At 66.9% G+C, this 14,716-nt stretch carries 11 protein-coding genes; 5 read left to right on the top strand and 6 right to left on the bottom strand.

Annotated elements, in window-relative coordinates:
- The first annotated feature begins 89 nt into the window (after positions 1 to 89).
- Together OWM54_RS26130 and OWM54_RS26135 are read left to right on the top strand one after the other, a co-directional pair.
- Positions 90 to 2,309, top strand: coding sequence for a WD40/YVTN/BNR-like repeat-containing protein (locus tag OWM54_RS26130; protein WP_267699256.1), 2,220 nt, complete (start codon positions 90 to 92; stop codon positions 2,307 to 2,309).
- 273 nt (positions 2,310 to 2,582) lie between these two features.
- Positions 2,583 to 3,350 carry a methyltransferase domain-containing protein gene (locus tag OWM54_RS26135; RefSeq protein ID WP_267699257.1) on the top strand — a complete coding sequence of 256 codons (768 nt, stop codon included), beginning with the start codon at positions 2,583 to 2,585 and terminating at the stop codon, positions 3,348 to 3,350.
- A 9-nt stretch (positions 3,351 to 3,359) separates the two neighbouring features.
- Here OWM54_RS26135 and OWM54_RS26140 read toward each other — a convergent pair whose 3' ends face one another.
- From OWM54_RS26140 to OWM54_RS26155, 4 genes are all read right to left on the bottom strand, one after another.
- Positions 3,360 to 5,423: a putative metal-binding motif-containing protein gene (locus OWM54_RS26140; protein ID WP_223750725.1), complete on the bottom strand. Its 2,064-nt coding sequence runs from the start codon at positions 5,421 to 5,423 to the stop codon at positions 3,360 to 3,362.
- A gap of 84 nt (positions 5,424 to 5,507) precedes the next feature.
- A complete protein-coding gene (locus tag OWM54_RS26145; RefSeq protein ID WP_223750726.1) occupies positions 5,508 to 6,125 on the bottom strand; it encodes a YiiX family permuted papain-like enzyme in 618 nt (205 codons plus the stop codon).
- Between the two features lie 343 nt (positions 6,126 to 6,468).
- Positions 6,469 to 7,023, bottom strand: coding sequence for an RNA 2',3'-cyclic phosphodiesterase (gene thpR / locus OWM54_RS26150; protein WP_223750727.1), 555 nt, complete (start codon positions 7,021 to 7,023; stop codon positions 6,469 to 6,471).
- Between the two features lie 3 nt (positions 7,024 to 7,026).
- Positions 7,027 to 7,551, bottom strand: a complete 525-nt coding sequence (locus OWM54_RS26155) for a metal-dependent hydrolase (RefSeq protein ID WP_223750728.1) — start codon at positions 7,549 to 7,551, stop codon at positions 7,027 to 7,029.
- Positions 7,552 to 7,653: 102 nt separating this feature from the next.
- Between OWM54_RS26155 and OWM54_RS26160 the strand changes: the two genes are divergently transcribed.
- Positions 7,654 to 8,898 carry an adenylate/guanylate cyclase domain-containing protein gene (locus tag OWM54_RS26160; RefSeq protein ID WP_267699258.1) on the top strand — a complete coding sequence of 415 codons (1,245 nt, stop codon included), beginning with the start codon at positions 7,654 to 7,656 and terminating at the stop codon, positions 8,896 to 8,898.
- A gap of 69 nt (positions 8,899 to 8,967) precedes the next feature.
- Here OWM54_RS26160 and proS read toward each other — a convergent pair whose 3' ends face one another.
- Entirely contained in the window at positions 8,968 to 10,401 is a 1,434-nt protein-coding gene (gene proS / locus OWM54_RS26165; RefSeq protein ID WP_223750730.1) for a proline--tRNA ligase, read from the bottom strand.
- Between the two features lie 1,239 nt (positions 10,402 to 11,640).
- On the bottom strand, positions 11,641 to 13,200 hold the full coding sequence (locus OWM54_RS26170) for an AAA family ATPase (protein ID WP_267699259.1): 1,560 nt from the start codon (positions 13,198 to 13,200) through the stop codon (positions 11,641 to 11,643).
- A gap of 197 nt (positions 13,201 to 13,397) precedes the next feature.
- Here OWM54_RS26170 and OWM54_RS26175 point away from each other — a divergent pair, with 197 nt between their 5' ends.
- Entirely contained in the window at positions 13,398 to 13,880 is a 483-nt protein-coding gene (locus OWM54_RS26175; protein ID WP_267699260.1) for a hypothetical protein, read from the top strand.
- Between the two features lie 203 nt (positions 13,881 to 14,083).
- The gene (locus tag OWM54_RS26180) at positions 14,084 to 14,710 is read left to right on the top strand and encodes an MXAN_6652 family MXYO-CTERM-anchored protein (protein ID WP_267699261.1); all 627 of its coding nucleotides are present in this window, start codon (positions 14,084 to 14,086) and stop codon (positions 14,708 to 14,710) included.
- Positions 14,711 to 14,716: the final 6 nt, after the last annotated feature.

Below are 14,716 nucleotides of genomic sequence, written 5' to 3' on the forward strand. Positions count from 1 at the left end.
CAACGGATGGGGGCCCGCACGCTGCGGGGTGACTTCCCTCGGTAGGTGTTCGCCCACATTCTCTCCTCGGATGTCCGGGGAGGGGATTCATGACAGGGCTTGCAGGGGCCTTGCTCGCCGCGGTGCTCGCGGCGGGCGGGACGGCGTTGGTACCGGTGAGCGGAGGGAATGCCCTCACGCTCCCGGCGCAGCGCCACATCGTTCGAGTCGAGACAGGCGGTGGTCGTCCCGCGAGCCTGCTGGTGGCCATCCAGCACGGCAACGTGGAGTCGAAGGGGCTGGTGCTCTACCGCTCCGAGGACGCGCTGCGCACGGTGCGGCGGGTGGGCGACATCCAGCCGGATGCCACGCACGCGGACCGGGCGGAGCTGCTCGCGGTGGGGCGGGACGTGGCGCTCGTGTATTCCTACGAGGGGCCACAGCTGGAGCCCTCCAGCCGGCATGACGTCTGGTTCCAGTGGTGGCGCTACCAGTCCGGCGCGGACACGTGGACGCCGGAGCCGGCGGTGCGGGTGATGAACGCGGACGCGAGCACGGGCTACTCGCGGGCGCTGCTCGCGCGGGACTCGAAGGGGCGGCTGTGGGTGCAGGCCTTCCGGCTGGAGTCGGACGGCGGCTCCACGGCGGTGGTGGCGGTGTCCACGGACGGGGGGCAGAGCTTCGGTGGGCACCAGGCGCTGGACAAGGTGAGAAGGCGCGGCGGAGGACGGCTGCTGAGCGTGGGGACGCGGCTGGTCTTCGTCTACGCCATGCATGACGGCTTCGTGCCCACGCGGATGCGCGTGCGTGACGACGAGGACCCGACGGGCACCTGGGCGCCCGTGCGCGAGGCGTTCTCCGACGGCATCTACCATGGCGCGGCGCTGAGCGCGGTGGCGGACGGCCGGGGCGGCATGCACCTGGTCTACAAGGACGAGCAGGAGCGGCTGTACTACCGGCGCTTCGACGGGACGTCCTTCGGTCCGCGCACGCTGGTGGAGGGCACGTCGGACTGGGCGATTCAGGCCGCCGTCACCCGCGTGGGGGACTCGCTCTACATCTTCTACAACCGCATGCGCGTGCTCAACGCGCACTACGAGCTGCGCGCGAGGGTGCTCTCGCCGGAGGGCACGCTGGGCAGCGCGGTGACGTTGGATGGGGACGCGACGTTCAAGGGCTACCCCAACGCGGTGGACGTGCTGCCCGCGGACAGCGCGGAGATACCGTGTCTGTATGGCGAGGCGCCGGACGCGAGCTCGCGGGGCACGGTGTCGCGGGTGGCGTGGGTGCGGGACGAGGAGCCGCAGGGGGAGGGGCCGTTCTCGCTCGACGTGGTGCGCTCCTCCTCCAGTCACGAGCTGCTCGCGGTGGATGGGGCCGGCACGCTGTACGGGCTCGCGGTGGGGGGCGAGCGCTCGCGGCTGATGGCGAGCACGGATGGGGGCGTGAGCTTCTCCGCGCGGAGCCAGGACAGCGGCAACCTGTGGACGATGGCGGCGATGTCGAACGGGACGCTGCTGGCGGTGGTGAGTCACAGCGGCGCGTACTTCCTGAAGCGCTCGACGGACGGCGGGCGCACGTGGCGGGACGAGGTGAGCCTGGGCAGCTACCGGGCGATGGGGCCGCGCAGCTTCGCGCAGCTGGGGAGCACCTGGTTCTTCCTCGAGTACCAGACGTTCACCTCGTCCGCGGTGCCGGTGCGGCTGTGGGCGAGCACGGACAGCGGGGCGAGCTGGAGCGTGCGCTCGACGCTGACGGCGCACCGGCATGGCCATGCGCTGGTGGCGGACCCGGCGACGGGCGCGCTGTGGGCGATGATGGGCAGCAACAAGACGCAGGCGGCGGTGCTGCGCTCGACGGATGGCGGGCGGACGTGGACGTCGATGCTGCAGGGCTACGCGGCCAACGGCGTGGCGGGCGGGGTGCTGGCGGACGGCACGCTGCTGCTCGGCCAGTCGACGCTCTTCGAGCCCGAGCATCCGAAGCTGCTGCGGGTGTCGCGCACGGGGCAGGTGAGCACGGTGTTCGAGCTGCCGGGGCCGGCGTACTCGCTGGCGGCGGCGCCCGGGGGTGGCTGGGTGCTGGGCACGGCGTGGTCCAGCGCCGGGGATGTGCACGCGGCGGGGGATGTCTTCGTGCGGCTGTTCACCAGCGGCGATGGGGCGACGTGGAGCGAGGCGCGGCGGTATGAGCGGCTGGGTGGCGCGGACCTGGCGCGCGCCGACGTGTGGGGCGTGCTGCCCTCCGGGGACCTGGTGGTGCGGATGGAGAACGTGAGCGGCTTCGGGAGCGCGGGGACGGGCTTCCAGGTGCTGCGCATCCGACGCTGAGCGTGAGGCGTGAGGTGGGGCCCGAGTGCTCCACCTCACGGGGCTCCTCACGGCGCGCTCCGGGCGGGCTGCTGGGGCGTATCGAATCGCGCGGAAGCGCGGCACGGTGCACGTCGACGGTCTGTGTCACGCACCGAGAGGGTGTCGTCGGTGCGAGCCTCGACTGCTGTCCGGGATTGCTCACTCCGGTGCACGTCGGTGTGCGAGCACGGGCCCTCGTCGTGGGTTACATCCTCCGGTGCGCGGCGTGGGCGCGTCACCGGGAGGACAGGCATGTGGGACCCGACGCAGTACACGCGCTTCCGTGATGAGCGGAAGCGTCCGTTCTTCGAGCTGCTGTCGCGCGTGGACGCGGAGTCTCCCTCGCACGTGGCGGACCTGGGCTGCGGGACGGGGGACCTCACGCGCGTGCTGTCGGAGCGCTGGCCCCAGGCCCGGGTGGTGGGCGTGGACTCCTCGGTGGAGATGGTCGAGGAGGCGCGCCGCCGCCCGGCCTCGGCCGCCGTGCGCTTCCAGGTCGGTGACCTGGCGGACTGGCGCCCGGAGCAGCCGCTGGACGTGCTCGTGTCGAACGCGGCGCTGCACTGGCTGCCGGACCACGCGACGTTGATGGGGCGCCTGGTGGCGAAGCTGGCCCCGAGCGCCGTGCTTGCCTTCCAGGTCCCCGCCAACTTCGAGGCGCCCTCACATCGGCTCGTCGACGAGGTGCGCGGCCTGCCGCGCTTCGCCTCGAAGCTCGCGCCCGTGCGACGCAGGCCCGTGGAGACGCTGGAGCGCTATGAGTCCCTGCTCTCCGACGCGGGCCTGTCCGTGGACGCGTGGGAGACCACGTACCTGCACCTGCTGCCGGGCGAGGACGCGGTGCTCCAGTGGCTGCTGGGCACGACGCTGCGCCCCGTGCTGGCGGCGCTGGGGGGCGAGGAGGGCCAGGCCTTCGTGGAGGAGCTGCGGCCCCGGCTGCGTCAGGCGTACCCCGCGCATGCGCGGGGCACTCCGTTCCTTTTCACCCGCCGCTTCGTGGTGGCGCGACGGGGCGGGTGACTCAAGCGGCTACGGCCACGCCGGCCAGCGGACGATGCGCCCGTCGTTGCCGACCACCCACAGGTCATCGGGACCCGTTCCGGTGATGTCGTTGTAGCGCCTGTCTCCCGAGTAGACATTCGTCCACGACTGCCCGTCGTACCGGTAGATGTGCTGGTTGGCGCAGGTGGCGTACGCCGAGCCAGCGCCGAAGGCGATGACAGACGTCAGTTGATGGTTGTTGGGGAAGGTCTGCCGGGTCCACGTCGTGCCGTTGACCTTCCTCAACACCGTTCCACCGTCGCCCACGGCGAAGGCCACCCGCTCGTTGACCACCCAGACGCCTCGCAGGCGCTGGGCTCCAATCGTGTCCTGCTCGGCGTTCTCCGACTCCCAGCGGCTGTTGCCCGGGTTGAACCGGAAGACCCGCGGGCCCCCCGACTGCCCGCCCACCAGCAGCAGGTGCGCATGGGAGATGCCATGCACGTCCTCGACCTTGGGGAGCGGGTTGTTGGCGGCATTGTAGTCGAGCGTGCCGCCGCCATCCCATGCGAAAGCCTGGCCCGTCGTCGCTGAGTCGGTGTCATTGGGCGACGCGGCGCCGTGAATCGTGAGCACCCCGCCGTTCCTCACGCCCGTCAGGCCGAAGATCCACTTGTCATCGTCCGACACCTGGGTGCAACCCGAGGCGTTGACGTCCTGGTGCGCCTTCTTGCCGCCCTCTGAGCCGAGCCACACCCGGCCATTGTTGCCAGGGTCGGCCCAGACGGCGCGCCACTGCGTGTCGGACGCGCCGCAGCCCGTGTCCGAGGTGACGGAGAAGTTGGTGGCGCTCGGCACCAGCTTCGCGAGCCGGTCGTCGTGGCCGCCCACCCACACGCCGCCCTTCGTCCACGAGGAGGCGGAGTACCAGTGCTTCTGTCCTCCACTGGTGACGGTCCGGCTGCTCCATGCCGGAGCCGCGCCACCCGGGCACACCGCCTGCGCGTTCTCGGGCTGATCATCGCAGTCGTTGTCCAGCCCGTCGCAAATCTCCGGAGCGCCCGGATACGTGCGCGCGTTGCCGTCGTTGCAGTCCGTGTTGTTGGTGACCCAGACGCCCGCGGGCTTCACGCAGGAGCGCACCTCTCCGGAGGCCGCGCCGAAGCCATCGCCGTCCTCGTCCGGGTACCAGGCCGTCGGCGTCACCGTGGACACACAGGTGACCCCCAGCTTGTCCTCCGCGCAGGCATGCGCGCCCGCGCACTGGAACGCGTCCGTGCACGCCTGGGTGAGCTGAGGGAAGTCCTCGTCCAGCCGGCCGTCGCAGTTGGTGTCCTCGCCGTCGCAGCGGTCCTGGCTGCCCGGGTGCACGCTGAAGGCGTTGTCGTTGCAGTCGTCCGGCGGCCCCGACGTGTAGCCCTCGGGCGTGGCGTTGCAGACGAGGAGCGGCTCGGAGCCCAGCTGTCCGTGACCGTCCCTGTCGTTGTCCGGATACACGCTGCGGCTCGGTGGCGTCTCACAGTACTGGACGAAGTCCGTCAGGTCGCAGCGGTAGACACCGTGACAGTCATCCGACGTCGAGCAGCTCGCGCCCAGCTGGAAGTGCTCCGCGTCACCGACGCCGTCGCAGTTGTCGTCCCGGTCGTTGCACCGCTCCTCGACGCCCGGGTTGATGTCGGCCACGTCGTCCCGACAGTCGGTGCCGTTGCTGCTCACGTCGACATAGCCGTCCTGGTCCGCGTCCACCGCCTGCAACGTCAGCGTGGTGTCCTGGATGGCATCCATCACCAGCGTCACGCGCTGCGAGTCGGTGACCACGCCGTCACCCACGCAGGCCTGCTCGAAGGCCGTGGCGCGCACCTCCACCGTCTTTCCCCAGTCCGTCGGAGGCGCCACGCCCACCGTCATCGTGCCGCCCTGGGCCCGCGTCCCGCGCACCTCCGTCACGTCCTGGGTGAGCTCCTTGCCGCTCTCCACGTCGCGCGCTTGCACGCGCAGGCAGCCGGGCAGGAAACGGGTGTAGTTCACCGTGACCTTCACCGCGCCCTGGGTGACGTCCTTCTTGCAGCCGACGATGAGGACCAAGGGGAGTACGAGCAGGAGGCGTCTCATGAGACGGAGTCTACCTGCTCCGGGCCCTGTCTCACGCGTTCGCGTGACGGGGTTGAATACACCCCGGATATGCGGAAGGCCCTGCTACGGCACTTCCGGAAAATCCGAGTGAACCACAGACAGGCGGGTATCCCGGGCCAGGCTCGCCGGCGTTATCAGGGTCAGCTCGAGGGGCACCTTGGCGCCGTAGCGCTCACGCATCTGTTTGCGCAGGCCCTCGACATCGAGCGAGCCCAGCGTCTCCAGCTCGCCGTACTCCACGCCCGCGCCCTGGGCGTACGCCTTGCGCACCAGCTCCGAGCAGTACATCGCGTCGTCGCCCCACTCGAAGCGCCAGTCGTACGGCTTGCCCAGATGGGCCTTGGCCGCCGCGAGCACGCGCTGCTTCGTCTTCGCGTCGACGTCCTCCGCGCGCAGCACCAGGATGCGGTCCTTCACGCCGCGCGCCTTCCACTTCGCGAAGGGGACGCGCTGCACGGGCTGCACGGCCTCCACCACGAAGGCGCCCTTTTCGGTGACCTCCACCAGGCCCACGTGGGACAGCGGGCTGTGCGTGGCCACCTGGATGGCCTGCGACTGCCGCGAGCGCGAGGTGTGCAGGACGATGTCCCCCGTCCGCAGCTTCGCCTCCAGCGCATCGCGTGGCGCCGCGACCGCGCTGAGTCCCCACAGCCACAGCGCCCACCCCATCATCCACCGCATGTGCCCGTCCTTTCCGGCGCTTGCGTGCGCTCGGCTGGGTGGATTGCAGGGGTGGTGCCAGCGCGCGTCCGGGGGAGGTCGTCCTGACACCGTGGGAGTCTGCCCTCGTCGTGGCTCGGACGAGTGGGCGCCGCGTCGGCGCGGTGCGTGGGCTCGGACGAGTGGGCGCAGCGTCGGCGCGGTGCGTGGGCTCGTCTGGGGCACGCGCCATCAGTCCGCGCGTGAGCGGGTGAGCTGGCACCGCGTTGGCGCGGTGTGTGGGCTCGTTTGTGGCACACGCCATCAGTCCGCGCGTGAGCGGGTGAGCTGGCACCGCGTTGGAGCGGGGCGCGACCACGCGCCATCAGCTCGCGCGCGTGAGCGGTACCTCCACCACGGGGACGTAGTCGGGCCCTCGGCTCTCGAACAACACGAGCCGGTCCACGCGCCCCTCGCCCAGCTCGACGCTCGCCAGGGCCTGCGCGCACGCGAGCAGCGCGGGGTCGCCCCTGGGCGCCTTGGCCCGGGCCAGCGTCAGGTGGGGCGCGTAGTCGCGGTGCTCGGGCTCGAAGCCGAGCGGGAGCAGCTGTGCGGCCGTGTCCGTCTGCAGCGCCTCGAGCGCCTCGACGTCTCCGCGCACGTGGGACCAGAGCACGCGCGGATGTGACGGCGTGCCGAACGTGCCGCCGCCTCCCACGGACAAGGTGAACGGCGCGTGGCGCGGGCCCACCGACGCGAGGGCCTCACGGATGGCGGGCAGCCGCGAGGACTCCACCTCCCCCAGGAACACCAACGTGAGGTGCACCCCCTCGGCGCGCACGAAGCGGGCCGTGGGCGCCAGCGCGCGCAGTCGCGACAGCTCCCCGGCGGCGCGCGCCTCGATGACATCGCCCAGCGTGACGGCGGTGAACAGTCGCATGGCTCAGCTCCTCCTCGCGGACCGGCGCGGCCAGAGCGCATAGGCCCAGAGGGGGATGAACGCGAGCAGCTCCGCGCCGACGACGTACATCCCTCGCGGCGACAGCATGCCCGCGCCGATGGGGGACACGGGCAGCGGACGCACGGGCGCGAACATGCGCGCGTTGGAGAAGGGCCACAGGAGCGCCGCGCCCAGCCCGCCGTCGGTGAGCGCGTCCAGGAGCCCGTGGCTCGCCACCGCGAGGAACGCGAGCCCTCCCCATCTCGTGGCGGAGGCGCCTCGCCACCTCGCCACCAGGGCCACCAGCAGCGCGATGCCCGCGGCGAAGGCGAACGAGTGCGACGCGCCGCGGTGTCCCCAGGGCGCCGAGTAGGGGATGCGGAACACGAAGGCCACCACGTCCGCGTCGGGCAAGAGCGCCAGCGCGGAGAACAGCGCCATGGAGGCGAGCAGCCGCCTCGTCGCCCTGCCGTTCGCTTCGTACCGCCCCAACGCCAGCCCCACCGCCACGTGACCGATGCTCGCCATGGATGTCTCCGGCCCGCGAGGATAGCCGTCCGCGAGGACCCAGGCTCGTGTCTCGGACCTCCCTGGAGGGGCGAGGGGAGGGTGGGCTAGCGTGACAGGGGCATGCGGAGGCTCTCCCAGGTCGAGGATACGCTGCGGCGGAGGTTGGCCGGGTGGCGCGCGCAGGTCGGCGAGTGGCTCAACCGTGTCCGCGCCGTCGGCGTGGTGTGCTGGCTGGGGATGGCGCTCCAGCTCGAGTGGCGCGTGCCGCCCTCCGTGCTCGTCGCCTACCTGGTGCTGGCCGTGGCGCTGTGGGCCGGCGCGCGCAGGTGGCCCTCGCTGGGACGCCGTCCGGCGCTCGGGCTCGCGTTCCTGGACATGCCCGCCATCTTCGTCCTCCAGTCGCTTGCCATCGGCGCGGTGGACAACGACAACGCGGTGTCGATTTCACTGCTGACGTTGGGCGTGTACATCGTGCTGGTGGTGCTCGTGTCGCTGGTGACGCTCTCGCCCGTCATCGTCGTGCTGGCCACCGCGCTCGCCATCGGCCTGGAGGCCGCGCTGGTGTTCCAGGCGGGCCTCGCGTGGGAGGCGTTCCTGCCGGGGCTGGTGCTGGTGCTGTCCTTGGGCGCGGCGGCCGCGTCCTTCATCGGCCGGCAGGTGCTGGGGCTGGTGACGCAGGTGGCGCGCGAGGAGATGCGCCTGGAGCGGCTGGGGCGCTACTTCTCGCCGGAGGTCGCGCGGCAGATTGCCCAGCACGGCTCCGAGGCCGGGGGCGGTGAGCACCGCGAGGTGACGCTGCTGTTCTCCGACATCCGCGGCTTCACCTCCATGTCCGAGCGCATGGAGAGCCCCCAGGTGGTGGCGCTGCTCAACGAGTACCTGTCGCGCATGGTGGACGTGGTGTTCCGCCACGGCGGGACGCTCGACAAGTTCATCGGCGACGGCATCCTCGCGTACTTCGGCGCGCCGCTGGATTTGCCCGGGCACCCGCGCTCCGCGGTGGCGTGTGGACTGGCGATGCTGGAGGCGCTGGAGACGCTCAACGCCGAGCGCGTGGCGCGCGGAGAGGAGCCGCTGCGCATCGGCATCGGCATCCACACCGGGCGCGTGGTGGTGGGGGACGTGGGCAGCGCGCAGCGGCGCGAGTACACGGTGATTGGCGACGCGGTGAACCTGGCCAGCCGCATCGAGGGCCTGACGAAGAAGGTCGGCGTGCCCATGCTGGTGTCGGAGGCCACGTGCCGCGCGAGCGAGGCGGACCCCTCGCTGTCGTTCGAGCCGGCCACGACGCTGCCCGTCGCGGGCAAGACGGAGCCGGTGGCGACGTTCGTCCCGGGACGGCGGGCGCTGCGCGAGGTGGGCTGAGAAAGCGCGAGGGCCGCGAGGGGAGCGACACGGCTCCTCCCACGGCCCTCGGTGTCTACAAGGGACGGCTCAGTACGCCTTGGAGAACACGATGCGGCCCGGCGAGTCCTCACCGGTGACGATGCACTTGCCCGGCTCCTGCTTGAGGGCGAAGGGCCGGTTGCGCGTGGTCAGGCCGGTCTCCTCCTTGATGCGCGCCTCCACCTTGGGGTCCAGGTTCCAGTGGGCGAGCAGGAAGCCCGCGTCCGCCTTCTCCTTCATCTCCTCGTAGGAGTTGACCTCGAAGGTGTGCGCCTCGCGGAAGTCCTTGGCCTTCTGGAACAGGTCCTTCTGCATGCTGTCCAGCATGGACTGGGCCTTGGCGGCGGCCTCGCCGAGCGGGATGAACTCCTTCACCTTCAGGTCGCGGCGCACCATGACGCAGGTGCCCTTGGCCAGGTCCTTGGGCCCGATTTCGATGCGCACGCAGGTGCCGGTGAGCTCGTGCTCGAAGTACTTGAAGCCCGGGCCCTTGCTGTCGTCGTCGTCCACCACGACGCCCAGGCCCGCCTTGCGCAGGTCGGCGGCGAGTCCGTGGCTCTTCTCCAGGACCTGGGCCTTCTCCGCGTCGGTGGCCTTGCCGAAGATGGGGATGATGACGACGTGGTTGGAGGCGAGCTTCGGCGGGACGATGAGACCCGAGTCATCCGAGTGGGTCATGATGAGGCCGCCGATGAGGCGCGTGGAGACGCCCCAGGACGTCTGCCAGACGAAGTGCTCGCGGCCGTCGCGGCCCTGGAACTTGGTCTCGAAGGCCTTGGCGAAGTTCTGGCCCAGGTTGTGGCTGGTGCCGGCCTGCAGGGCCTTCTTGTCCTGCATCATGGCTTCGATGCTGTAGGTGCGCAGGGCGCCGGCGAAGCGCTCGGACTCGGACTTGCGGCCCGTCATGACGGGCATGGCCATGTAGTCCTCGGCGAAGGTCCGGTAGACCTCCAGCATCTGGAGGGTCTCCTTCTCCGCGTCCTCCTCGGTCTCATGACAGGTGTGGCCTTCCTGCCAGAGGAACTCGGTGGTGCGCAGGAACAGGCGGGTGCGCATCTCCCAGCGCATGACGTTGGCCCACTGGTTGAGCAGCAGGGGGAGGTCGCGGTAGCTCTGGATCCACTTGGCGAAGCTGCGGTTGATGATGGTCTCGGAGGTGGGCCGGATGACGTAGGGCTCCTCGAGCTTGGCGCCGCCCGCGTGGGTGACGACGGCGAGCTGGGGGTTGAAGCCCTCGACGTGCTCGGCCTCCTTCTTGAGGTAGCTCTCGGGGATGAGCAGCGGGAAGTAGGCGTTCTTGTGGCCCAGGTCCTTGAACATCTTGTCCAGGACGCGCTGCATGTTCTCCCAGATGGCGTAGCCGTTGGGCCGGATGACCATGCAGCCCTTCACGTCCGAGTAGTCGGCGAGCTTCGCCTTCTGGACCACGTCGACGTACCACTCGGAAAAGCCCTTCTCGCGGGGCGTGAGCTTCTCGGCCATGTGCGGAGCACCCTTCTAAAGTCGTGGAAAGAGGACGGTTGCCTACGATGGGGCCACCCAGAAATCAACGGCCCCGTCGCTCCGGACCTCCCCCGTGTGTCACCCTGACGGGCACGGCCCACCGGATGTGAGGGTCCTGTTTGAGGGAGGTCTTGGTGAGTTGGGGGACGTGGTGTGGTGTGCTCGCCTACCTGCTGTTGCTCGGGGGCACTCCCGGATACGCGGGAGGACGTCGCTACTACCTGCACTCCGAACTGCCAAAGCAGGATGGCGAGGACGGTCTGGCCATTGCTCCAGGTCCCTGTCCCGAGGCTCCCTCCGTCGCATTTTCGAACTGAAGAGTCATTATTAGCGCTTGTTCGAGAGGCATGCCTGCGGGAGCGTGAACAGTAGATAATTTACGAACAGGTGATTTCGCGAATCCGAATATGTTTGGGAGGGATCTCTCCCGTAAGTAATGCTGTCTTTATTACGCCAAGAGGATAGCCTGTGATGGGTTTTAGCTGATTGAGAAAACGGATAGGGACCGGGTCCGTGTTGCGATCCAGAGGCCAAGTGCGACTGTGCTTGAATTTCACAATATAGTGGCTGGAGCCTTTTGGCGGGGAGACCTCGGTAGCTCCGATGGCGAAAATGTTCTTGTGCGCCAAGGTAAAGCTCACCTCCTTTTGATGAATGTCTGAGGGAATATCCCAGTCGTATATGTCGTCGAGAGTCTCTAGATCGCTTGGTCCCACTAAAGGAAAGGGCTCGCAGGCAGAAGTGTCTTCATCTGCGTAGCCGTCCTTTGGTTGGTTTGAGAACGCCAGTGCGCAAGCAATGCCTATACAGGGCTTGGTGGGTTGCGCTTGGTTGTTGTGTGCCCTCAGGATCGCACCGACCTCTCGCGACCAATCCGATGAAAAGCCTGCCCGACTGCATGAGTTTGGCAGTGGATGGAGAGAGGCTTCTTGAATATTGGTTGAGCTAAAGGTGAATAATTGTTCGGAGGGTTGAAGTAGAAGGAGGCTTAAGAATCGATAGATTTCACTTAGGAGTGGATATGGCTCAGTCCTGTTCCAGTCGAAAAACTCGACAAAATCACGAAGGGACTGAGTGGACAAAAGACCGCAGTCTCCTTTGTCTGAGAGGTCTAGGATGCTGGCTAGTGAGGTTGCTATCGAGACTAGTTCGCTTTCGCTTCGAGGAAAACTCTGATCTATAATAGTCGGAGATGGGAGAAGAAGGGGAGGCATGTGCTTAGGCCTCCGTCGTAGTGCGCTTACGACGCTGTGCTGCGAGCAGTCGTGCGCTTAGGGTTAATGCCTCCCCAAAGAAGTGACGAGGCCATCGAGGAACTGTGCCATCATTTTGAATGGATAGATCGTGGATAACTGGGGTGCTTGCCTGATTGTCGAGGAAGTATATTGAGGAACTGGCTGCAATATGATTGGAGGCTTCTTCGGCGGCGTGGAGTCTAATGGAATTGACGATGTGTTCGCTGTGGGTCTCTAGTATGACCTGTTTTCCGGATTTCATCATTGCAACAAAGAAGGCCGCTAGTCTTGTTTGAAGAGCTGGATTGAGATGCAGCTCGGGTTGTTCGATTATGAGGGTGCTTCCTACGGGAGCTAGGAGTCCGCGTACGATTATAGGGAGAATTTGAGAGTACCCGAATCCCGAGTCTGCAAGTGAGTGGCGGCTGTCTCCTTGTGGGGCTTTGAGTTCAAATTCGACGAGTACGCCCTTTAGGTGGGAGACACGGATCTCGTGTTCGGCTGGATGAATGGTGGTTTCTCCGGTGCGGAGATATTGAAGCCAGTGATTGAGCGCCGCGGTTAGTGATGTTTGGAGTACTGTCCAGTCCTGAGGCAATGCTGTGGTTATGGCTGTGTTGGCGTTTTCGCGTAGGACATAGGGTAAAAACTCGCCGCTTGAATCGAGCCCTGGAGGCGATTCGAGGTTTGCGACGTAGTAGCGTTTGGCCGGAGCTCTTAATGGACCTATGTAGTGGATGGCGGCAAGCTTTTGTCGCAGATCATATAGTGTGCGATTTATTACGCTTGGGAGGGGGACTTGCACGAGACGCGAGGATTCTCGTGGTCGCGTGGTTCGCTTGTTGTTGGGAGGTTCGCGGATTTGTGCGGTCATTCCTCCAGGGATTAGTCCTTTGAGGATGACCTGGGTTATGTTGTTCTTTTTGTCGGCAGATTCGCCTAGTTCGACAATGGACTGGATGCCACTCTGTTTGGTGACCAGTGTGGGTATGTGGATTATGTGGGTGAGATCTGTTGGTGAGGAGCCTTTTCCTGAAGGCTCGATGCGCCAAGGAATTGAAGTCTGTGGTGTTAGAAATAAGTTGAATTCGGCAGTGTGAAGATTCCCGTTGTTCGTGTTTTGTTCGCCCCCCTGTTCTTGTCTTGAGGTTGGGGGTGGTGTGAAGGTGAATTTCGAGTTGAGTTTATAGGGGTGGGGACTGTTTTCTGTGGTTTTGACGTCGCCAAGTCCTTCTATGAATGGGCCTGGGATGGTGCCGCTGAATTCGATGGATATGGTGATGTCTTTTGTGGTGTCGTTGTCGGAGACGAGGGACTTGTAGCTGCCCATGTCGACTAGAGGTCCGGCAAAGCGCAATTTGCTGGGACTGGATAGGTCAGTCTCATGGACTGCTTGACTTTGTTGAAGTAGAAGGAGGGATTTGATTATTGTTGACTTTCCTGCGCTGTTGGTGCCGCAGAGAATTGTTATTGGCTTGAGGGGGAACTCCCACTCTTTGTCTCTGAATGTCCTGATGTTTTCTAGGGAGAGTCTGGTCAGCATAGGCCGTGGCGAGGGTTGTTGGTGGTTTGGGTTTCACGATGCGTGGGTAGTTGCGAGGGGCTGCTTGTTGCTCCGCTTGGCAATTATCGCGTAGGGGAGTGACATTCTCGTAAGGAAGACGCCCTGTTTCTATGGGTCGGTCTAGACCTCTTTGAATGAAACGCTCGAACCCTCCATCGCGTCCATAGAGGTGCTCCATGCCGAAGCCACAGATCTACCTCCTGCTCGCCACCTGGCTGGCGCAAGGCGGTGCCCTTCCGGCGCCGGGTGGGGTGGGCGCGCGCGATGCGGGTGTCGCTTCTTCCGGACCACCCGTGTCCCAGGTGGACGCGGGCCCTCGGGACGCGGGACCTTCAGCCGGCGTGCGCATCCCCTGGCCCCAGGAGGAACTGGCTCCTCTGGCCACGCTCGATGGCCCCGCCGTCCTGGCCGCGCACGCCGTGTTGGAGCAGGTCCTGAAACAACGCTTCGCGAAGGACGCGGGACGCTCCTGTGTCTTCTCTCCCCGTGCCCTCGATGTCCTCATCACCCAGAAGGACGGCTGGTACTTCGTCCGGGTCAACCGGCGCGTGGACAGGTGCCCTGGCTTCGGCCCCGGTGTCTCACTCGAGACCGATTGGTTCGAGCTGTACGCCGTGTCTCCCGATGGGCGCGTGGAGCGGTATCCGTATCACCCGTGACGTGCGCCCAGGACAGAACGCCGCACCCCTTTCGAGGTGTCAACCGGGACCTCTGATACCGAGTGACTGGAGTCCTCGCGCCAGAGCGAAACCCTCGACGAAACCGTCACGCGGACCCGCCCGGGCGAGTGCTGGGAAGCGTTGGCGCGTCGCGGTATGAAGTCTTCCCCCTTCCTTCTCGGGTTCCTCAACCTGGAGGCTTCATGCAGTCGTTCCTTCCGTCCCTCAAGGTCGCCGCCACCCTGGCCGCGTGCCTCGTCTCCGGCTCTGCCTTCGCCTACGCCACGGGCCAGAGCAACTACAGCGGCAAGAGCGGGCAGACCTGCTCCTCCGGCTGCCACTCGCGCTCGGGCACCGCGCCCACGGTGACCATCGACGGCCCCACGACGCTCAACCCGGGCCAGACGGGCAACTACACCCTCATCATCACCGGCGGCCCCGGCGTGCGCGGTGGCTACAACGTCGCCGTGGACGGAGAGGCCACCCTCACCGCCGGCGGCTCCGACTCCAAGAAGCTCTCCGGTGAGCTGACCCACTCCCAGCCCAAGGCCTTCACCGACGGCTCGGTGCGCTTCGCCTTCACCCTCGTCGCCCCGTCCACCGGCACCACCCTCACCCTGTTCGGCGCCGGCAACTCCACCAACGGCAACGGCGAGGACACTGGTGACGCGTCCGCCGCCACCCAGGTCAAGATCAAGGTCGGCGACGGCGGCGGCAACAACGGTGGCGGCGAGGACGACGGCGGTGGCTGCACCGCCGCTGGCGGCGCGCCCCTGCTCGGCGCGGCGCTGATGCTGCTCGGCGCGCGTCTGCGCCGCCGCGACGAGTAGCCCGCC

This window comes from Myxococcus sp. MISCRS1 (genome assembly GCF_026626605.1).
GTDB lineage: Bacteria > Myxococcota > Myxococcia > Myxococcales > Myxococcaceae > Myxococcus > Myxococcus fulvus.